We start from the raw sequence: 19,015 nt of genomic DNA, 5'->3' as shown, positions 1-19,015 counted from the left end.
CCAGGCAGCGTCGACTCGCGCTTGCCACAAACGCAACAAGGCCGGCTCTCTTTCGAGAGCCGGCCTTGTTTGAAGACCTGGCGGTCTGACCGGAGAAACGCGTTGGACGGCGCCCGCCGTCCGAAGCGCTTCAGCTTCGATCAGTCACGCGGCACGCCGAAAGGCATGTAGTGCGAGCGGCGAACGCGCTCGGCTTCGCGGTGACGCGCTTCGTACGAGTATTCCGAATCCATCGGCAGATACGGCGACGCGAAGAGGTCGCTCACCTTTTGGAACAGGGCAAAGATGAAGCTCATGGCGACTCCCAGTTAGGCTGCAGTTCAGGGTTTTCCCTAAGACAGAACGAATTATAGGGTTTTCCCTATGACGACGCTAGTGCAACGCAGCAAAAAAACTGCGACGTGCCGTCGCATGGGGTCGCGCGTAATCGATGCGTTGCAGCAAAACAACGCATCGAGATTTCGGATACAGGGGCGGGATCGCGGGCGAAGCCGGTCAGCGGGTGGCTTTCTGGGCGCTTTTAGCGTGAGCCGCACGCGTGGAGTGCGCCGCGGCACGGCGCGCGGGCGTGGGCGACGCCTTGGCGGGCGACGCCTTGACCACCGCGCGAGCCGGGGGCGCCGCCGGGGTTTCCACGGCAGCGGCCGCCGCAGCAACTGCGGCGGTTTGCGCGGTAACGCGCTGCGACAGATCGTCGAGCGTGGATTGCTGCTTCAGGATGAACTGCTCGAGGCGCGCCTCATCGGCGCGGGATTCGTTTGCGAGGCTGTCGAGCCGCACCGACTGCGCGATCCCGAAACCCACCGATGCAAGCACCGCCACTGAGGCGGCAGCGAGGACCCACTTGAGTTGCCGCGAAGACGCGGCGGCTATGTGGCGCTGCTCCGCGAGCGCGCCCTGAAGCGCGTCGAGGCGCTGCGCCAGCGTGTTCGGATCGGCGGCCGTCTGAGCGGCTTCGGGCGCGAGCCCAACAGGTTCGACGCGCTCAGCATTGTCGATGGCGAACGACGGTTCGGCGACGAAAGCCGCCGCCGGGTCCTGCGCTTCACCAAAGCTCGGCGCCACCGCTTCGGCCGCGGCCGGGGCAGCGGTACGCTTCGCTCGCGGCGCGCGGCGCGCAGTCGTTGCACCCGCAACGGGGCTCGCAACGCTTGCCTCGTCGCCGTGCGCTGCCGCCGATTGAGCGGCCTCCGGGTTTTCGAAGCCGCTCAGCGTGCCCTGGCGCACGGGAGCATCCGCTTCGGCCACCGCGGCGAGACCCTCGCCGGCAAGCGCTTGCGGACCATCGGATTCAAATGCAACAGGGGATTCAGTAACGTTGGACGACGCAGATGTGGCGCGCGGCTGCCACGGTGCGTTGCGTTCAGGATGCGAAGAGCTCAAGGATGCGGTATCAGCGTAATCAGCCATGGGTCAGCGATGCGGTTCGCGTCGCGCGCCGGCCGGTCACGGCCGTTTTGCGACGTCCTCGTGTTCTGGTTCGAACGCGCATTGTCGCATGCCAGAACGCGTGGCCAGATGCTCTTCCTCGACTTACCCAACGGGCATCGACCAGACAACCCGCTCAGGTCAACCCGGCGCGCCGTCCTCGCGAAACTCCTTCACGTCGGGCAAGCGGCGCAGCGTCGCGCAAATCGCCTCGTACTCCATCGACGACACGCGGCTCAGCGTGATCATCACTTCGTCCAGCTCGGGTGAGTCGTCACTCTGCTGCACGACGAATTGCTTCACGCGCGAGCTCGACGTGCCGAGCGCGCCGTGCAGCGAGTGAAACGTGAGCGCGCCGCGGCTCACGAGCAGCGTGAGCTGGCGGCGCTGCCGGAACGTGATGAAACGCCGCTCGAGCGGCTTGATGCCCGCGAGGATGATGAGAATGATGACCGTCGCCGCAATCGCGCCCGTATAAAGGCCGCCGCCCACCGCGAGCCCCACGGCCGCAACCGACCAGAGGCTCGCCGCGGTCGTGAGGCCGCGCACGATCTCGCCGCGCAGCAGGATCGAGCCCGCGCCGAGAAAGCCGATACCCGAGACGACCTGCGCCGCCATCCGCGAAGGATCGAGCACGACGTGGTCTTCCTTGAGCACATCGGCGAAACCGTAGGCGGAGACGAGCATGATGAGCGCCGAACCCACGCTCACGAGCATGTGGGTGCGCAGGCCCGCCGCCCACGAAAGCCGCTCGCGCTCGAAGCCGATCACGCTGCCGAGCAAGGCGGCCAGCACCAGCCGCGAAATGAGTTCCCAGTTTCCGATCATTGTTATCACCCTCCTGGTCTTGTTGTCATGGGCGCGTACGACCCGCGGCAAGCGGGAATGTCCCGCGCATTTTGCGAATGCGTACAATCGCCGGCATTGCTCTTTTGAAGTGACGCGGTCCGCCGCACCTTTTCGCCATGAACACACCTACGAGCGCAGCCAGCCTGCGCGAGCATTTCGACCGCGTCGTCCTGCCGATGTGGCGCGGCCCGGGCTTCAACGCCGCACTGCGCCTGCCCTACGAGGCGCTCGATGCCGCCGGCGCGAAGCCGCTGCCCGTCACGCGCTACCGCGCGATGGCGTGCGCCCGCCAGCTCTTCGTCTTCTCGCAGGCCGGCGACGCCGCGCACGCGCAAACGCTCTTCGAAACGCTGCGTCACACTTATCAGGACCCGAAGCACGGCGGATGGTTCTACAGCGTCGACGCAGCCGGCGCGCCGCTCGACACCACCAAGGACCTCTACACGCACGCCTTCGTGGTGTTCGCGACCGCAGCGTACGGCCAGCGCTTCGGCGTGACCGAGGCGCTCGACGTCGCGCGCGAAACGTCCTCGCTGATCGTCGATCGCTTCGCCGCCCGCGACGGCCTGCTCAACGCGGCGCTCGACGCTTCCTTTGCGAGCGTCACCGGCGCGCCGCTGCAGAATCCGCTCATGCATCTCACGGAAGCATGGCTCACCGCGAGCGAAGCGACCGGCGACAGCGCGTTCGACACGGCCATCACAAGTCTCGTCGAGGCGCTCGCGCGCGGCTTCCTGCACGAGCCGACGGGCTGCATCGCCGAATTGCCGCTCGGCGCGGCGGACAACCGCCTCGAGCCCGGACATCAGTTCGAATGGTTCTGGCTGGCAACGCGCGCGGGTGCGCGGCTGGGCGCGTCGGGTCTGGACGAAGCACTCGCGCGCGCCTTCGCCTTTGCGCAGAAGCACGGCGTGGACCCGGAAACGGGTGCCGTGGCGGCCGCGCTCGACGAGCACGGCCGTGTGATTGATGCGACGCAGCGGATCTGGGCGCAGACGGAATACTTGCGCGCGCTCGCCACACACGGCGACGCCGAGGTGCGCGCCGCGCTCGCGCCGCAAGTCGCGCGCTTCGCGCCGCGCTTTCTCACGGCGCAGGGCTGGGTGGAGTGCCGCAGCGCAAACGGCGAGGTGGCGCGCGCGGACATGCCGTCCACGACGCCGTATCACCTCTTGACCGCCTATCAGGGCATGGGCGTCTGAGGCGTCATAACGCGAAGCGCCGAGGCAGGCGGGCGCAAGCCCGCCGCTGCGGCGTTAAAGCCGCTCAGGTCGCCAGTACGGCCGGCGAAATCTCGAACGCCGCCACGGCCTCGGAAAGCTGGCGCGTCTGCTGATGCAGCGAAGCCGCGGCAGCCGCGGCCTCCTCGACGAGCGCCGCGTTCTGCTGGGTCATCTGGTCCATCTGCGAGACGGCCTGATTCACCTGATCAATGCCCGTGCTCTGCTCGAGCGACGAGGCGCTGATACCCGCCATCATCTGCGTGGCCCGCGAGATCGAGTTCGACACCTCGCGCATCGACTCACCCGCGCGCTCCACCAGCTCCGAGCCGCCGCGAATCTGCGAAACCGACTCGCTGATCAGCGTCTTGATCTCCTTGGCCGACTGCGCGCTGCGCTGCGCGAGTCCGCGCACCTCGCCCGCCACGACCGCGAAGCCGCGGCCCTGCTCGCCCGCACGCGCCGCTTCCACGGCGGCGTTGAGCGCGAGAATGTTGGTCTGGAACGCGATGCCGTCGATCACGCCAATGATCTCCGCGATCTTGTCCGAGCTTTGCGCAATGCCGCGCATGCGCTCGACCACCTCGCCCACCACGGCGCCCCCGCGCGCGGTCGCGTCGAGCGCGGCCTCCGCCAGCGCGTTCGCCTCGCGCGCGTTGTCGGCCGTGTTGCGCACGGTGCCCGTCAATTCCTCCATGCTCGCCGCCGTTTGCTCCAGCGACGCCGCCTGCGATTCGGTGCGCGCCGAAAGATCGGCGTTGCCAGTGGCGATCTCGTCGGCGCCCACATTGATGGAGCCCGCCGTTTCCCGCACGGTGTGGACCGTACGAGCCAGGCTGGCCTGCATCAGCGAAAGGCCCTGGAACAGCCGGCCAATCTCGTTCTCGCCGCGCGCGGCGACACGCTCGTTGAGGCGTCCGCGCGCGATACGGTCGAAATGGCGGCCCGCTTCCTCGAGCGGCTCCACCACGCCGCGCCGCAACGCGAAGTGCACGCCGGTCGCAAGTGCGATCAGCAGAAGCAGGATGAAGATGCCCACGCCCTGGAAAAGCGCGAGGCGCGAGTCGATCGAGTCGAGCGAAGCGCGGCTCGCCGCCGAGCTGAATTGCGCGAAGGCATGCAGCTCGGCGAGATAGGCGTCCTGGTACGACTGCGTCGGCTGGTCGAGGAAGGCTTGCAGATTGTTGCCGTTGAGGTCGTCGATCAGCTCGCCCAGCGCCTTGCGGTACACCTGGTAGCGCTCGCCGAGCGCGGCGACGCGCGCGCGGTTGTCGTCGTTGATCGGCGGTACGGCCATGAGCGCTGCGAACGTGGTGTCGGCGGCGGCGAGCTGGTCGCGCGCGTGATTGACCATGTCGGTCGGCACCGTGCCGCCACGGACCATGCGCGTGCCCGCGCGCGAGAGATTGATACGGGCGTCCATCAACTGCTGGGTGATGACGTTGGCGGCGCTCGCCTGCCGCAACGCCACTTTCGAGAGGTCGGCCACGTCGTCGTGCGTGCGCGTAAGCGACCAGTAACCAAGTCCTGCGGTCACGAGCTGCAGTACGCAGAACGCGGCGAGGACACACAACAGGCCGGATGCGACCTTGATCTTGCTGAACATCGGGGACACCTGGGATGGCAGTGAATGAGTGAGGCGCGAGCATGTGATCGCTCGGGCCCGCACTGCGTTTACGGCCACGCAAACCCTGTTTTTGAGCCCTAAACCGTGAAAAAACGCCCCAAAATGCGCAACGGATCATTTCAGCAATGGTTGCACGGCCATTCCCCGCATTTCTCGCAACAATAAAATGCCGACCCGGTTCGATTCACCTTGACTCGACGCCGATGCTTCCTAGAGTGGTTAGGAAACCACTCGGGGATAGACCCAGGGAATGCCACGATGACAGATCTTGTGGATCGCGCGCGCGGTGCTTTGCATGCCCAACCGTTCAGCGTGCTGCTCGGAACCGAACTGACGCATGTGGGGGCCGACGAGCTGACCCTGCGGCTGCCGGTACGCGACGAGCTCAAGCAGCAGCACGGCTTCGTGCATGGCGGGGTAATCAGCTATCTCGCCGACAACGCGCTGACCTTCGCCGGGGCGCTGGCGCTCGGGCCGCGGGTGGTGATGGGGGAATACAAGATCAACTATCTGCGCCCCGCACTGAAGGGCACGCTCATGGCGCGGGCGCGCGTGGTGCACGCGGGGCGGCACCAGGCCACTTGCCAGTGCAGCGTCTACGTGATGGAAAACGGTGACGAAAAACTCGTGGCCCTTGCGCAAGGGACGGTGAACCGGCTGCCGGAAGGCAATGGGCCGGAAGAGAAAAGTTAGACGAACTGAGAGACTTGCGCCGTAAAACGAAGCGCGCGAGGCGAAGCGGGTCTGCCCCGCCTCCCCTCGCGCGCTGTTTCGTGCTTCAGGCGCGCTTATTCCGCCGCGCGCGTCTTCTGCTGCTGCTCGCCCAGGCCCTCGATACCCAGACGCACGGTCTGCCCCGGCTTCAGGAATACGGGGTTCGGCTTCACGCCCATGCCCACGCCCGGCGGCGTGCCGGTGGAGATCACGTCGCCCGGCTGCAGGCTCATGCACTCCGAGAGATACGAAACGAGCTTCGCGACCGTGAAGATCATCGTGCGCGTGCTGCCGTTCTGGTAGCGATGGCCGTCCACCTCGAGCCACATGGAGAGGTTCTGCGGATCGGCCACTTCGTCGCGCGTGACGAGCCACGGGCCGGTCGGGCCGAACGTATCGAAGCCCTTGCCCTTGTCCCACTGGCCGCCGCGCTCGATCTGCCATTCGCGCTCGGACACGTCGTTGATCACGCAGTAGCCCGCCACGTAGTTGAGCGCATCCGCCTCGCTCACGTTCTTCGCGTGCTTGCCGATCACCACGCCCAGTTCCACTTCCCAGTCGGTCTTCTTCGAGCCGCGCGGGATCTCGATGTCGTCGTTCGGGCCGACGATGGCGCTCGTCCACTTGTTGAAGACGACCGGCTCGCTCGGCACCGCCATGCCCGACTCGGCCGCGTGGTCGGCATAGTTCAGGCCGATGCACACCATCTTGCCGATATGGCCCACGCAGGGGCCGATACGCGGATTGCCTTCGACGAGCGGCAGCGTTTCCGGATCGATCGTGCGCAGTTGCGCAAGACCGGCGTCGGAGAGCACATCGCCCGCAATGTCGGCCACGTTGCCCGAAAGCGCGCGAATGCGGCCTTCGGCGTCGAGCAGGCCCGGTTTTTCGTGGCCCTTCGGGCCATAGCGAAGCAGTTTCATCGTCTGTGTTCCTCGTGTGTCTGTGCGTTGCAGTCGGTCAGAATCGCCTGGGAGCAAATTTTGGGGCTAACTAGTTAGACCATCCGCCATCGATCACATGCGCCTGGCCGGTCGTAAACCCTGATTCGTCGGAGGCGAGGTAGAGCGCGAGCGCCGCGATTTCCTCGGGCTTGCCCACGCGCCCCATCGGCTGACGCGCGACGAACGCGGCGCGCGCCGCGTCGACGCTCGTGCCCTGCGCCGCCGCCTGCGCGGCGATGCGCTCCTCGAGCGATGGCGACGACACCGTGCCCGGGCAGATCGCATTGCAGCGGATGCCGCGCGTCACGAAGTCCGCGGCCACAGCCTTCGTCAACCCTATCACGGCCGCCTTCGAGGCGCCGTACACAAAGCGGTTGGGCACGCCCTTCACGCTCGACGCCGCCGACGACATGTTAATAATCGACCCGGCGCCCTTCGCCAGCATGGCCGGCAGGAAGGCGCGGATGGTCCGGTACATCGCCTTCGCGTTCAGATCGAACGCGAAGTCCCAATCTTCCTCGCTCGCTTCCAGTATCGAGCCCGCGTGCACGAAGCCCGCGCAGTTGAACAGCACATCGATCGTGCCCAGTTCCTGCGCGAGCGCGGTGATGGCTGCGCCGTCGAGCACGTCGAGCTTGCGCGCCTCGACCGGCAGTGCCGAAAGCGCGTCGATGCGCAGGTCCGAGGCGATCACGCGTGCGCCTTCGCGCGCGAACAGCTCGGCGGCGGCGTAGCCAATGCCCTGGCCCGCCGCGGTGATCAAGGCCGTCTTGCCGGCCAGTCTTTGTACCATCTGCCACTCCGGTTGGAAGCGCGGCACGGCGATACCCGATATTGCAGGAGGCGCCCCATGCCGCGATCGAGCGATGAAATCGCGGGAAGAAGTCGGGATGACGCAAACGGCCATTATGGCGACGCAGGCGCGCCTCGTGGCGTTCGGCGGACGTTGTCTAACCGGCTGGATCGGCCCCAAGCCCGGTCTTAAGCCCGGTCTTGAGCCGATAGAAAGCCGCGGCATTGCCGCCAAATACGGCGGCGCGCTCGTCTGCGGAAAGCGTCTTCGTGAGTTGTTGCGCGCTGGCGTGCCAGCGTTCGTAGTCGCCATTGAGGTTGAGCACCGGCCAGTCGCTGCCCCACATGAGGCGCTGCGCGCCGAACGACGCGAGCAGATGCGCGACCCATGGCGAAAGCGTGGCGTCGTCCCAGCCAGGCGCGGCTTCGGTCGCGAGCCCCGAGAGCTTGCAGTGCACCTGCGGGAACTGTGCGAAGCGTGTGATGGCCTGCGACCACGCCGCGAAGCCGCTTGCGCCGCCAGCCGCGATGGGCGGCTTCGCGCCGTGATCGATCACCACGCGCAGCCCCGGATGCCGCGCGAGGAACGTGGCGAGCGCTTGCGCGTGGCGTGTGAAAACGAGCGCGTCGAAGGCGAGACCGTGCGCGATGAGCGCTTCCACGCCGCGCGCGGTATCGGCTGTTGCGATCCAGTCGTCGTCGGGCAGGTCCTGGAGCATGGGGCGCACGCCGCGCAGCTTAGGCTCGCGCGCGAGTTCGGCGATCAGCGTGGCTACGTGCGGATCGTCGAGCGGCACCCAGCCCACCACGCCCGCAATCGAGGGCTCGTTGCGCGCGAGATCGAGCAGCCAGCGCGTTTCCTCGACGGTGGGCGCGGCCTGGACGACCACGGTGCGCGCCACGCCGCACGACGCGCGCAGCGGCGCGAGATCGGCGGGGCCGAACGCTCGATAGAGCGCGGTCATCGAAGGCGCGAGCCAGCCGTAATCTCCGCGAGCGGGGTCCCAATAGTGCTGATGGGCGTCGATCGCCTCGATCGTAGTCATGGCCTATGCCTGCGGAAGCGGGGCACGCGGGTCGATGAGGCCCTTATCGCGCAGCGCGAGCCACAACTCGCGGGGCAACTTCGTCTCGAACGAGGCCGCGTTCTCGCGCACCTCTTGCGGGCTGCGCGCGCCGTTGAGCACCGTCGCCACGGCCGGATGCGCATAGGGAAACTGCAGCGCCGCCGCCGCGAGCGGCGCCTCATAGGTCCGGCAGATCGTATCGAGCCGCGCCACGCGTTCGACCACTTCCTGCGGCGCATCGACGTAGTTGAACTTGCGTTCGCCAAGCAGCCCGTGCGCGAGAATGCCCGAATTGAACGCGCCGCCCAGCAGAATGCTCACGCCCTTCTTCTCGCACGCCGGCAGCAGATCGTCGAGCGGCGCCTGTTCGAGCAGCGTATAGCGGCCCGCCAGCAGCGCGCAGTCGATATCGAATTCCTGCATCGCCTCGAGTATCACTTCGCGTTCGTTCACACCGAAGCCGATCGCCTTGATCACGCCTGCCTTGCGCAATTCGTCGAGCGCCTTGAAGCCGCTGTCACTCAGTTGTCGCCAGTAATGCTCGTTGCGCTCGCCGTGCGTGTAGCGACCGATGTCGTGCACGAGCAGGATATCGATCTCGACGAGGCCAAGCCGCTGCTGGCTGTCCTCGAACGAACGCAGAATGCCGTCGCGCGTGTAGTCGAAGATCGCCTCGAAGGGCAGCGGGTTTTGCCAGCCCTCGCTGCCGTCGTACGGATGCGTGCGCGGCACGAAGTGGCGGCCCACTTTCGTGGAAATCACGAACTCGTTGCGTGGATAGCGCCGCAACGCCGCGCCCAGCCGGTGCTCGGCCTTGGTGTGGCCATAGTGCGGCGCGGTGTCGAAAAAACGGATGCCGGCTTGCCACGCGGCATCGACGGTGGCCTGCGCTTCTTCCTCGGAGAGGTCGCGATACAGGCCGCCGAGCGGCGCGGTGCCTAGACCCAATGCGCTTACTTCGAGCGCCGTGCGTCCGATACGGCGCGTGTGCGCCACTTTGGGATGCTGTTCTTGCGCCATGGCTCGTCACCTCCAGGGGATGGTTGTGTCCACAACGAAACTGTTTAACCGTGCGTCTAACAGCACGTTTCAGTTCACGGCTTCGACAATCGGCACGCGCGCACTGGCGGGCAGGCATGCGGGACCGACTGGCTCGAAGGTCTTGTACGTAAGGATAAACTCCTGGTGCCCGAGCATTTCCGACTTCGAGCGCTCGCCGCCCGCTACCGCCAGCGTGCGGTCGAACACTTCGCGCCCCACTTCGTCGAGCGTCGCGCGGCCTTCCAGAATGCGGCCCGCGTCCACGTCCATGTCGCCGGCGAGGTTGCGGTAGGTCTGCGGGTTCGCGCACACCTTGATGACGGGCGCAAGCGCCGAACCCACCACCGACCCGCGCCCCGTCGTGAACAGAATCACGTGCGCGCCGCATGCAATCAGCTCCGCGATTTCCGCATTGTCGCTGATATTCGGAAAGCCGAAGCGCGGCTCGCCGTCGGGCACCACGTCGAGCAGATAGAGACCGCCCGTGGGCGGCACGTCGCCTGGCTTCACGATGCCGACGATCGGCGAAGCGCCGCTTTTCGCATACGCGCCGAGTGACTTCTCTTCCTGCGTGGTGAGCCCGCCGTCCGCGTTGCCGACGGCGAACGAACCGTGGCCGAGAATCGAGTAATAGCGCGCTGCTTTGGCCACGCATGCAACGATTTCAGCGCCCAGTTCGGGCCTGGCCGCCCGGCTCTTCATGTGGAATTCGCAGCCCACCAGTTCCCCCGTTTCCTCGAAGATGCAGGCCGACCCCGCCGCGATCAGTTGATCGAAGGCGCGGCCCACGGCTGGGTTCGCGGTGATGCCGCTCGTGCCGTCCGAGCCGCCGCAGATCGTGCCGACCACGAGTTCGTCGAAGCGCATCGGCACCCTCTTCTGCGCGGCGAGTTGCGCGCGTGCGCCACGCACCCAGTCAAGGCCGTACTGGATCGTGCTGCGCGTGCCGCCTTTTTCCTGAATCGTCAGGACTTCTACGGGGCGCCCGCTCGCGCGAACCTGTTCGACGAGATAGTGCTTGTTCATGCTCTCGCAGCCGAGCGAAACGAACAACACCGCGCCCACGTTCGGATGCGTGGTGAGCTGCTTCATCATCTTCTCCGCGTAGCTGTTCGGGAAGCAGCCGGGGAAGCCGATGAGATGCACAGGCGGCTCATGTTGCGTGTGCGGATCATCGAAAGCGTCGAATGGCTCGCGGAACTGCGCGACGATTTCCTGCGCCACATGGTGCGCGCATTCCACGAGATAGGCCACCGCAACGACGTTGCGAATGCCCTTGCGGCCGTCGTTGCGCAGCCAGCCTTCGAGCATCGGCGCTGCGGCTTGTGAAGGAGTGACGTTGCTATCGCTCATAACTTGAATCCTGCTCCCGGCGCATACCGCATCATTGGGTCACGACTTGTGCGGCACGAACTCGTGCCCCGCGTCGTGCGTATAGGTCGGCAGATAATCGCTTTCCAGGTTGTGCGTGTGCAGATGCTCGCCACGCGCCACCGGTTCATTCACGTGGCCGATGCGTGCGCCGTAGCGCAGCACCTTCTCGTCTTTCGCGAGCGAATGGCGCGCCACCTTGTGACCGAGTTCGATCGTCTTCGCGAGCGTCACGCGCTCGCCCTCTATCTCGACCGTCTCGCCCTGCGCCAAGCGTGCCGCTGCGATCAGGCAGTTGTCCTCAGGGGCGAGCAGGATGAGGCGGGCGTCCGTATGGGGTGCGTTGCTGTTCACAGATAATCTCCGCCTTTAGTTCTGCGCCTCGCCGCCCGCGAGCCGCGCCACCATCAGCGAGCCGAGGATGATCGCCCCGTAGATCGCCTGAATCCAGAACGACGGGACCTGGGCGAGCGTGAGCAGGTTCTGCACCACGCCGAGCAGCAGCACGCCCGAGAGCGCGCCCAGCATCGTGCCCTTGCCGCCATCGAGCGAAATGCCGCCGATCACCGCCGCCGCGAACACCGTGAAGATCATGCCGTTGCCCTGATTCGCGTTGATCGCGCCCACGTAGCCGGTGACAATCAAGCCGCCAATCGCGGCAAGCACGCTGCCGAGCACGAACACGCCCCACGTGATGCGCTCCACGCGGATGCCGGCGGCACGCGCCGCATCGGGATTGCCGCCGATCGCATAGAGCGCGCGGCCCACGCGGTGATAGCGCAGCATGAACGCGGCGATCGCGAACGCGGCGGCGGCGAGCCACACGGAAACCGGCAGGCCGAGCACGATGGTCGTGGCGAGCGCGAAGAACGACGAAGGCATGTCGAAGAGCGTGCCGCCTTTCGTTGCGCCCACAAGCATCCCGCGCAGCACGATCAGCATCGCGAGCGTCACGATGAAGGCGTTCAACCGCAGCCGCACGACGAGAAAGCCGTTGATGAAGCCGATCAGCGCGCCCACCAGCACGATGGCGGCGAGCCCGACGAACGCGGGCCACTGCATTCCGAAACCCGCCGACGCCGCCGGCATGACGAGCATCGCGCCAACGGCGGGCGCAATGCCCACGGTCGATTCGAGCGAGAGATCGAACTTGCCCGTGAGCACGATGAGCGATTCGGCGAGCACCACGAGCGCTAGCGCAGCGGAGGCGCCGAGCACGCTGATGAGATTGGCGCGCGTGAGAAAGCTCGGGCTCACGAAGCCGCCGATGACGAGCAACAGCACCAGCGCGGGCAGCAGCGCGAAATCGCGCAGACGCGCCAGTTCGATACGGGGACGCGCACGGCGAACGTTCGTGGCCACATCGGCCTGCGCGGTTGCGAACGCGGGCGTCGAAACACTATTCTTCATGGAGATCGACTCCTTCAATCGATGCGATCAGTTCGTGGTCCTGCCATCCGGCCGCCTTCTCGGCGACCACCTCGCCGCGAAACATCACGAGCACGCGGTCGCAGGTGCGCAAGTCGTCGAGTTCGCTCGACACCACGAGCACGGCCTTGCCTTCTTCGCGCACGCGGTCCACGACCGAGAGCAGCGCTTCCTTCGATTTCACGTCCACACCGGCCGTGGGGTCGATCAGCACGAGAACATCAGGATTGCTTGCCAATGCGCGCGCCATCACCACCTTTTGCTGATTGCCGCCCGAGAGACCCGAAACCACGTGGCTCGGACCTTGCGCGACGATGCCGAGCGACTCGATCATGCGCTTGCCAAATGCGTGCTTCTTCGCCGGCGGCGCGAAACCGAAACGCCCCAGCAGCCCCGCAATCGTCATGGAAGCGTTCTCGGCCACCGACTGCGTGAGCACGAGCCCTTCGTGATGACGGTCCTTCGGCACGCAACCGACGCCGCTCGCAAGCGCCGCGGGCACGTCGCCGGGCGTGAGCGGCGCGCCTTTCACGCGAATCTCGCCCGAGCGCTGCGCCGTGAGCCCCGCAATCGCCTCGCCTACGCTCGTGCGGCCGCTGCTCGTCGCGCCCGTGAGGCCCACCACTTCGCCGCGCTTTAGCGTGAACGACACGTCGTGATAGTCGCGGCCCGTGAGGCCGCGCACTTCCAACGCGAGCGGCGCATTGGCGGGCAGCGCGGCGCGCGCCGCCGCATCGGCGACGTTCAGGCCGCCGCGTTCGCCCGTCATGGCTTCAATGAGCTTCTCGCGCGGCAATTCGGCCACGCTCGCACTCACGATATGACGCGCGTCGCGCAGCACCGTTACGGCCTGGCAAATCTCGTACACCTCCTGCAAGTGGTGCGAGATGAACAGGAAGGTCACGCCTTCGCGCTGCAATTCGTCGATCCGCCGGAAGAGGCGCTTGATTTCCTCGCCGTCGAGCTGCGCCGTCGGTTCGTCGAGGATGATGAAACGCGCGCCGTACGAAAGCGCCCGCGCAATCTCCACGAGCTGGCGCGCTTCGACCGTGAGGTCGCCTGCGCGCGCGTCCTCGCGCACGTCGATGCGCCAATGGTCGAGCAACGCTCGCGCGTCGCGGCGCATGGTCGGCCAGTCGATCACGCCGCGGCGCCTCGGCTGGCGATTAATGAAGAGATTTTCCGCGACCGTGAGATCGCGGATGATGGTCGAGTGCTGATACACGCAGGCCACGCGCTCGCGCCAGGCGTCGCGGTCGGCGAGCGCGGGTGCGCTCTCGCCGTTGAAACGCACAGTGCCTTCGTCGGGCTTGCGCAGACCGGTGAGGATCGAAACGAGCGTGGACTTGCCCGCGCCGTTGCGGCCCACCAGCGCATGCGACTCGCCCGCCATCACGCGCAGACTCACGTCGGCGAGCGCCGCCGTGGAGCCATAACGCTTCGTCACGCCGCTCGCCTCGACCACGGGCAGGAGGGCTCGCACGGCCGCCTCGCGGCTGCCCACGGATACCGCGCCGCCCCAAGGCGGCGCGGTATCCGCTACGGCCCGATCGCTCGTTCGATCGTTCATTTGACGGTGTTGCCCCACAGGTTCTTGTCGTCGACGTTCTGCTTCGTCACGAGCGGCGCCGGCAACTGGTCTTCGAGAATGCCGGACTGCAACTGGATGATGGTGCTGTCGTGATCGGTCTTGCCCGGCTTGAACGTCTTGCCCTCAAGCGCAGCCTTGATGTAGTAGAGGCCGTACTTCGCATAGAGGTCGGCCGGCTGCGATACGGTCGCATCGATCTCGCCTTTGCGGATTGCTTCGAACTCCTGCGGAATGCCGTCATTGGAGACGATCACGATGTGCTTGGGATCGCCCGCGGGAACGAGCAACTGTTTGCGGCGCAACGTTTGCAGCGTGGGCGAGAGATACACGCCGCCCGCCTGCATGTAGATGCCCTTCACGTCGGGGTTCGCGGTCAGCAGGCTATCCAGCGCGCTCGCCGCCACGTCGCCCTTCCAGCCGGCCGGAATTTCGAGCAGCGACAGATTCGGGTAGTTCTTCAGGCACGCGCGGAACGCCTCCGAACGGTCGCGCCCGTTCACCGAGGCGAGGTCGCCCATGATCTGCACGACCTTGCCAGATTTCACATGCTCGCCAATGTATTTGCAGGCCTGCTCGCCGTAGGCGCGATTGTCGGCGCGCACGACCATCGCGACGTTGCCCTGCGTGGGCGCGACGTCCACGGCCACGACTTTCACGTCCTTCTGAGCGGCATTGCCGAGCGCACGGCTAATCGCGGCCGAATCGATCGGCCCCACCACGATGCCCTTCGCGCCCAGATTGATCATGTTGTTCATGTCCGTGATCTGCTGGGCGGGATCGTTGTTCGAGTTCACGGGCGCGAGAATGTCGATGCCGTCCTGCTTCGCGTAAGCGCCGAGGTAGTTGTTGTATGACTGCCAGAACGGCGAAGTGAGAAGCGGCAGGCCCAGGCCGACCTTGCCGAGTTCGGCCGCGTTGACTGCACTCGACGCGCCGAACGCCGCGGCGCAGGCCGCGGCGACGCAAAGCGATTTTGTGGCGGCGCGGGCGAAGGAGCCGCGCGCGGTGTGAATTGCGGTGGAGCGGCGGGCCTTCAAGAGCCCGGATGCGAACGCCATGTGTGTCTCCTTCTGGTCGATCGCGGCACCTCGGTGCCCGACACGATCGATCTGTCGTTTGTTGAATGACATGTGTTCGCCGCGCCCACGTGGAATGCTCGAAGCGCCGGCGACCCGTTGCAACTGCCTCTTCCTTACCTGACGACGCTGGTTTTTATTCACCAGTGAACGTATTATTCATATACGCACATCAGAAGGTCAAGCGATGTGCAGTGCAACATGGGTCCGTGATTTCCCTGGGGACGATCAAATGGAAAAGAACGCGAAAAAAAGCCAGATGGACAACGTGCCCGAAGAAGCCGAAGAGAAGGACGACGCCGATCGCTATCGCGCGCCCGCGCTGGACAAGGGGCTCGACATCCTCGAACTGCTCGCGGAGCAGCGCGCCGGCCTCACGCGCGCCGAGATCACAAAGGCGCTAGGGCGCAACGCGAGCGAGATCTACCGCATGCTCGAGCGACTGGTGGCGCGCCAGTACGTTATCCGCTCGGAAGGCGGCGACCGCTATGCGTTGAGCCTGAAGCTTTTTGCACTCGCGCACCGTCACCCCCCCATGGAGCGCTTGATCTCGGAAGCCCTGCCGCTCATGCAGCGCTTCGCCGACGAAGCCGAGCAATCCTGCCATCTCGCTGTGTACGACCGCGGCAACCTGCTGGTGATCGCGCAGGTTGACGGGCCGGGCACGTGGGGCATTGCAGTGCGGCTGGGTTCGCGCGTGGGCCTCGTCGATACGAGTTCGGGCCGCACGCTGCTCGCCTGGCAAACGCCGGAGCAGCGCGCGCACATGCTCGCGGAGCATACGAAGGTGAAGGGCGAGGTGGCGATCGATCACGCGGCGCTCGAAGCCGCGTGCGAGCAGGTGCGCGAGGCCGGCTTCTCACGCAAGGACAGCCAGCAGATTTTCGGCGTGACGGACGTGACGTTTCCGGTGCTCGGGCCTTCGGGTCAGGCGATCGCGGCACTGACCTGCCCGTTCCTCAAGCGCATCGACGACTATGTCGCGCCCTCGCTCGACGAGGCCACGCAAATGCTGAGCGCGACCGTGCAGACCTTGTCGATGTTTCGCGAGGACGGCGCAGCGTAACGGCTGCGCGAATGCCGCCTGCCTCTTTTACTGCACGACCACGGGCGCACGATCGCCCGTTTCCTCCGCCACGCCCTGCGCTTCCCGCTGAGCGATCGCCGTGTAGAGACGCTCAAGGTCGCGCGTGAATCGCGCCGTGTCGAACAACGGCGACGTGCTACGCGCGGCCGCGAGCTTTTCGCGCACCCTGGTGCGCCATGCCGCGTCGGTGGCCAAGCCGAGCGCGATCTGGAAATACGCGTCGAGATCGTGCGCAACGAGTTCGGAGAGCCCCACCGCGTGCAGCAGACTCATGCCCACGCGGCCCGCGAACAACGTGCCCGGCGCCGTCACCATCGGTACGCTGGCCCAGAGCGCATCGCTGCCCGTGGTGTGCGAACCCACCGGGAGCGTGTCGAGCGCGACGTCCGCGAGTGGCAGGCGCGCAAGGTGCGCTTCCTGCGACACGCGCGGCGCGAAGATCACGCGCGCGGGATCGACGCCTTGCGTCTCGTAAAAGCGGCGCAGGTTCGCTTTCGCGCGCTCCGAGCCCGGATCGAGCAACCAGAGCACGCTGCCGGGCGTGGCCTTGAGCAGCCGCGCCCACAGCGCTGACATCGGCGCGTTGAACTTGAAGGTCTGGTTGAAGCTGCAAAACACAAAGCCCGTTTCGGGCAGACCCGCTTGTGCGCGCGAGGGTGGCGGCGCGCTCTGGCGGCGGTGATCGACAGGCTGGTAGCAATGCGGCATCAGCGCCAGCGTCTCGCTGTAGTGCGAGGCGGCCGCGGGCGGCGTGACGATGGCGTCGGAGACGAGGTAGTCCGCCAGCCGCGCGTGGCCGAGCGAGCCGGGATAGCCCAGCCAGCTCACGATCACGGGCGCGGGCCGCAGCGCCGTGATGCCGAGCCGCGCCCCCGTTGTATAGCCCTTGAGGTCGACGAGCAGGTGAATGCCGTCGTGCACGATCTGGGCGGCGCCCCGGGCGTCGGACAGTGCGCCAATGTCGTGCCACGTGCCCGGCACGTGCGCGAAGCGTGCGCGAGTCACGGCGTCGGGGTCGGGCCCGTACGAGTACAGATGAACGTCGAAGCGCGTGGCGTCGTGCAGTTCGAGCACGCCCGCCAGCAGGCGCAGCGTGGCGTGGTCGTAAAAGTCGGCCGAAAGATAGCCGATGCGCAGCCGCTCGCCCTCTCTGCAGCGTGCAAGTGCGGCAGCGAGCCCCGCGCCGCGCGCCACGAGCGGCGCCGCGGCCAATTCCCCACGCCAGCGGCTCTGCGCGAAGCGCGCCCCGGCTTCGCGATGCAGTTGCGGCGTGAGCGCCGGGATACCGAGCAGGCACCAGGGCGTGAGGTTGTCCGCCGTACCCGCCGACACCATGGCGAGCGCTGCCGCGTCGATCTCGGCGAGCTGCTGCCAGTGCGCCTCGCGGCGGCGCACGAATTGCGCGGCCTCCCAACGGCCGCCGCGGCAATAGGCTTCATCGGCTTCGTCAATGCGGTTCAGACGCTCCAGCAAACCGCCATAGCACTGCCAGAGATGCGGCGAGTTCGGAGCGAGCGTGAGCGCTTGCTTGAGGTTTACCTCGGCGGCTTCGAGCTCGCCGGCGTCCTGCTGAAGCATCGCGAGATTGCTGTAGGCGAGCGCGTAGCTCGCGTCTGTCGCAATGGCCTCGCGGTAGCAGGCCCGCGCCTGCGGCAACGCGTTGCGCTTCTTGAGCAGATTGCCGAGGTTGCTGAAGACGCGCGCCTCGCGCACCCCCGCGCCGATCGCGGCACGATACGCTTCGATCGCCTCGCCGTCGCGGCCCTGCCATAGCAGCGCCCATGCGAGATCGCGCCAGCATGGGCCGCTCTCGCGCTGGGCGAGCGACTCGCGCAGCCAGCGTTCGGCCGCCGCGAACTGCGACTGCCGCGCGAGCGTCACGCCGAGTTGATGGAGCGCTTCGGCATGGTGCGGGTCCTGCGCGAGGATCTCGCGAAAGAGCGCTTCGGCGAAGCTGTATTTTTCGTCGTTCAGGTGCCCGATGCCGCGTTGGAGCAAAGCGTCCGGACGCGAATCGGCTTGAGATGAGGGGCGGGATGAGTTCATCCGGCGATGATAGGGAGCGCCGTCGCCCGGTGAAATCGGACACGTCCTACATGTGCGCCGCGCGCGCACGCATGCACGTTCCGCGCAAATGGAAGACCGCCACGCAAAACGGTTAGAATGGCGGCCCTCCCAAAAAACCTGTGCGCCCTTGCCTCCCGGCAAATAGCGGCCGCGCATTCGAAAACCCATGGCGAAACTCCTGACCGATCAAGAATTCCAGCGCTTTTCCGAGCTCCAGCAGAAACAGGCGAGCTTCACGATCACGCCCGAAGAAGCCGACGAGCTGCGCGACATCGTCGCGCGCGCGCAGAAAAAGCGCGACGACCGCGCCGACGCGATGAAGACCGTCGAAACCGCCATCGCACAATTCGAGATCGCTCCCGAGGAGCTTTTCACGGCCGAGCAAATCGCCGAAGCCGCGCGCAATTTCGGCCTGATTCCGGCCACGCGCAAGGAGCGCGTGCTGCCGCCGTCGCTCACTTTCAACGGCAAGACGCATCAGTGGACCACGCGCGCGCTGCCCGATGAAATCCGCACGCCGCTGTTCGAAGCGTTCCAGGGCGGCCAGTCGGTCAAGGTGTTCATCGCCACGCCCAAGGACGCCGCGCGCTGCGCCGCGACCATCGCGCGACTGGAGAAGGAAACCGGCGCGCAGTACGGCGAGGCCTGGCTCGAAGAGCTCGCGCTCACGCGCGGCCAGATCGACGACGCGCTCACGAAGCTGGCCGCCTGAC

Annotated in this window: 18 protein-coding genes; 4 read left to right on the top strand and 14 right to left on the bottom strand. The window is 66.4% G+C overall.

Translation table 11 applies throughout. From position 1 onward, the window contains the following. Window positions 1-140 precede the first annotated feature (140 nt). The 3 genes from JMY28_RS11645 to JMY28_RS11635 all read right to left on the bottom strand — a co-directional run bounded on the left by JMY28_RS11645 (window position 141) and on the right by JMY28_RS11635 (window position 2,256). A complete protein-coding gene (locus JMY28_RS11645; protein WP_201696082.1) occupies window positions 141-296 on the bottom strand; it encodes a hypothetical protein in 156 nt (51 codons plus the stop codon). 199 nt (window positions 297-495) lie between these two features. Then, entirely contained in the window at window positions 496-1,383 is an 888-nt protein-coding gene (locus JMY28_RS11640; protein WP_201696081.1) for a hypothetical protein, read from the bottom strand. Between the two features lie 186 nt (window positions 1,384-1,569). Further along, entirely contained in the window at window positions 1,570-2,256 is a 687-nt protein-coding gene (locus JMY28_RS11635) for an MgtC/SapB family protein (protein ID WP_201696080.1), read from the bottom strand. 137 nt (window positions 2,257-2,393) lie between these two features. On the opposite strand from JMY28_RS11635, the gene JMY28_RS11630 reads away from it, so the two are divergent. Then, window positions 2,394-3,479: an AGE family epimerase/isomerase gene (locus tag JMY28_RS11630; protein ID WP_201696079.1), complete on the top strand. Its 1,086-nt coding sequence runs from the start codon at window positions 2,394-2,396 to the stop codon at window positions 3,477-3,479. A gap of 64 nt (window positions 3,480-3,543) precedes the next feature. On the opposite strand, the gene JMY28_RS11625 is transcribed toward JMY28_RS11630, so the two are convergent. Further along, complete coding sequence (locus JMY28_RS11625) at window positions 3,544-5,103, bottom strand: methyl-accepting chemotaxis protein (protein ID WP_201696078.1); 1,560 nt, start codon at window positions 5,101-5,103, stop codon at window positions 3,544-3,546. 279 nt (window positions 5,104-5,382) lie between these two features. Here JMY28_RS11625 and JMY28_RS11620 point away from each other — a divergent pair, with 279 nt between their 5' ends. Further along, a complete protein-coding gene (locus JMY28_RS11620; protein WP_201696077.1) occupies window positions 5,383-5,817 on the top strand; it encodes a PaaI family thioesterase in 435 nt (144 codons plus the stop codon). Between the two features lie 95 nt (window positions 5,818-5,912). Here the strand turns inward: JMY28_RS11620 and JMY28_RS11615 are convergent, their stop codons facing one another. The 9 genes from JMY28_RS11615 to JMY28_RS11575 all read right to left on the bottom strand — a co-directional run bounded on the left by JMY28_RS11615 (window position 5,913) and on the right by JMY28_RS11575 (window position 15,130). After that, the gene (locus JMY28_RS11615) at window positions 5,913-6,761 is read right to left on the bottom strand and encodes an ureidoglycolate lyase (protein ID WP_201696076.1); all 849 of its coding nucleotides are present in this window, start codon (window positions 6,759-6,761) and stop codon (window positions 5,913-5,915) included. Between the two features lie 70 nt (window positions 6,762-6,831). Continuing rightward, complete coding sequence (locus JMY28_RS11610; protein ID WP_201696075.1) at window positions 6,832-7,575, bottom strand: SDR family oxidoreductase; 744 nt, start codon at window positions 7,573-7,575, stop codon at window positions 6,832-6,834. A 157-nt stretch (window positions 7,576-7,732) separates the two neighbouring features. Further along, window positions 7,733-8,620, bottom strand: coding sequence for an amidohydrolase family protein (locus tag JMY28_RS11605; protein ID WP_201696074.1), 888 nt, complete (start codon window positions 8,618-8,620; stop codon window positions 7,733-7,735). Window positions 8,621-8,623: 3 nt separating this feature from the next. Further along, a complete protein-coding gene (locus tag JMY28_RS11600) occupies window positions 8,624-9,661 on the bottom strand; it encodes an aldo/keto reductase (protein WP_201696073.1) in 1,038 nt (345 codons plus the stop codon). A gap of 69 nt (window positions 9,662-9,730) precedes the next feature. Next, complete coding sequence (locus JMY28_RS11595; protein ID WP_201696072.1) at window positions 9,731-11,035, bottom strand: UxaA family hydrolase; 1,305 nt, start codon at window positions 11,033-11,035, stop codon at window positions 9,731-9,733. A gap of 39 nt (window positions 11,036-11,074) precedes the next feature. Then, window positions 11,075-11,407 (bottom strand): UxaA family hydrolase, encoded by a 333-nt coding sequence (locus JMY28_RS11590; RefSeq protein WP_201696071.1) that lies wholly within the window; start codon window positions 11,405-11,407, stop codon window positions 11,075-11,077. 15 nt (window positions 11,408-11,422) lie between these two features. Then, window positions 11,423-12,463: an ABC transporter permease gene (locus JMY28_RS11585; RefSeq protein ID WP_201696070.1), complete on the bottom strand. Its 1,041-nt coding sequence runs from the start codon at window positions 12,461-12,463 to the stop codon at window positions 11,423-11,425. Further along, on the bottom strand, window positions 12,453-14,051 hold the full coding sequence (locus tag JMY28_RS11580) for a sugar ABC transporter ATP-binding protein (protein WP_201696069.1): 1,599 nt from the start codon (window positions 14,049-14,051) through the stop codon (window positions 12,453-12,455). The genes JMY28_RS11585 and JMY28_RS11580 overlap by 11 nt, the downstream gene beginning before the upstream one ends. Beyond that, window positions 14,048-15,130 carry a sugar ABC transporter substrate-binding protein gene (locus JMY28_RS11575; protein WP_201696068.1) on the bottom strand — a complete coding sequence of 361 codons (1,083 nt, stop codon included), beginning with the start codon at window positions 15,128-15,130 and terminating at the stop codon, window positions 14,048-14,050. The genes JMY28_RS11580 and JMY28_RS11575 overlap by 4 nt, the downstream gene beginning before the upstream one ends. Window positions 15,131-15,380: 250 nt before the next feature. Between JMY28_RS11575 and JMY28_RS11570 the strand changes: the two genes are divergently transcribed. Beyond that, entirely contained in the window at window positions 15,381-16,214 is an 834-nt protein-coding gene (locus JMY28_RS11570) for an IclR family transcriptional regulator (RefSeq protein ID WP_236596810.1), read from the top strand. Window positions 16,215-16,241: 27 nt separating this feature from the next. Here JMY28_RS11570 and JMY28_RS11565 read toward each other — a convergent pair whose 3' ends face one another. Then, a complete protein-coding gene (locus JMY28_RS11565; RefSeq protein WP_201696067.1) occupies window positions 16,242-18,281 on the bottom strand; it encodes an O-linked N-acetylglucosamine transferase, SPINDLY family protein in 2,040 nt (679 codons plus the stop codon). Window positions 18,282-18,468: 187 nt separating this feature from the next. On the opposite strand from JMY28_RS11565, the gene JMY28_RS11560 reads away from it, so the two are divergent. After that, window positions 18,469-19,014 carry a hypothetical protein gene (locus JMY28_RS11560; RefSeq protein ID WP_201696066.1) on the top strand — a complete coding sequence of 182 codons (546 nt, stop codon included), beginning with the start codon at window positions 18,469-18,471 and terminating at the stop codon, window positions 19,012-19,014. Window position 19,015 lies beyond the last annotated feature (1 nt).

This window comes from Paraburkholderia hiiakae (assembly GCF_904848665.1).
Lineage (GTDB): Bacteria > Pseudomonadota > Gammaproteobacteria > Burkholderiales > Burkholderiaceae > Paraburkholderia > Paraburkholderia hiiakae.
This window is presented reverse-complemented; position numbering and strand designations above follow the sequence as displayed.

What these genes read in the sequence shown, in the direction of transcription:
- JMY28_RS11645 (WP_201696082.1), bottom strand. Translation starts at nt 296, where the DNA reads ATGAGCTTCATCTTTGCCCTGTTCCAAAAGGTGAGCGACCTCTTCGCG.
- JMY28_RS11635 (WP_201696080.1), bottom strand. Translation starts at nt 2,256, where the DNA reads ATGATCGGAAACTGGGAACTCATTTCGCGGCTGGTGCTGGCCGCCTTG.
- JMY28_RS11630 (WP_201696079.1), top strand. Translation starts at nt 2,394, where the DNA reads ATGAACACACCTACGAGCGCAGCCAGCCTGCGCGAGCATTTCGACCGC.
- JMY28_RS11625 (WP_201696078.1), bottom strand. Translation starts at nt 5,103, where the DNA reads ATGTTCAGCAAGATCAAGGTCGCATCCGGCCTGTTGTGTGTCCTCGCC.
- JMY28_RS11620 (WP_201696077.1), top strand. Translation starts at nt 5,383, where the DNA reads ATGACAGATCTTGTGGATCGCGCGCGCGGTGCTTTGCATGCCCAACCG.
- JMY28_RS11615 (WP_201696076.1), bottom strand. Translation starts at nt 6,761, where the DNA reads ATGAAACTGCTTCGCTATGGCCCGAAGGGCCACGAAAAACCGGGCCTG.
- JMY28_RS11610 (WP_201696075.1), bottom strand. Translation starts at nt 7,575, where the DNA reads ATGGTACAAAGACTGGCCGGCAAGACGGCCTTGATCACCGCGGCGGGC.
- JMY28_RS11605 (WP_201696074.1), bottom strand. Translation starts at nt 8,620, where the DNA reads ATGACTACGATCGAGGCGATCGACGCCCATCAGCACTATTGGGACCCC.
- JMY28_RS11600 (WP_201696073.1), bottom strand. Translation starts at nt 9,661, where the DNA reads ATGGCGCAAGAACAGCATCCCAAAGTGGCGCACACGCGCCGTATCGGA.
- JMY28_RS11595 (WP_201696072.1), bottom strand. Translation starts at nt 11,035, where the DNA reads ATGAGCGATAGCAACGTCACTCCTTCACAAGCCGCAGCGCCGATGCTC.
- JMY28_RS11585 (WP_201696070.1), bottom strand. Translation starts at nt 12,463, where the DNA reads ATGAAGAATAGTGTTTCGACGCCCGCGTTCGCAACCGCGCAGGCCGAT.
- JMY28_RS11580 (WP_201696069.1), bottom strand. Translation starts at nt 14,051, where the DNA reads ATGAACGATCGAACGAGCGATCGGGCCGTAGCGGATACCGCGCCGCCT.
- JMY28_RS11575 (WP_201696068.1), bottom strand. Translation starts at nt 15,130, where the DNA reads ATGGCGTTCGCATCCGGGCTCTTGAAGGCCCGCCGCTCCACCGCAATT.
- JMY28_RS11570 (WP_236596810.1), top strand. Translation starts at nt 15,381, where the DNA reads ATGGAAAAGAACGCGAAAAAAAGCCAGATGGACAACGTGCCCGAAGAA.
- JMY28_RS11565 (WP_201696067.1), bottom strand. Translation starts at nt 18,281, where the DNA reads ATGAACTCATCCCGCCCCTCATCTCAAGCCGATTCGCGTCCGGACGCT.
- JMY28_RS11560 (WP_201696066.1), top strand. Translation starts at nt 18,469, where the DNA reads ATGGCGAAACTCCTGACCGATCAAGAATTCCAGCGCTTTTCCGAGCTC.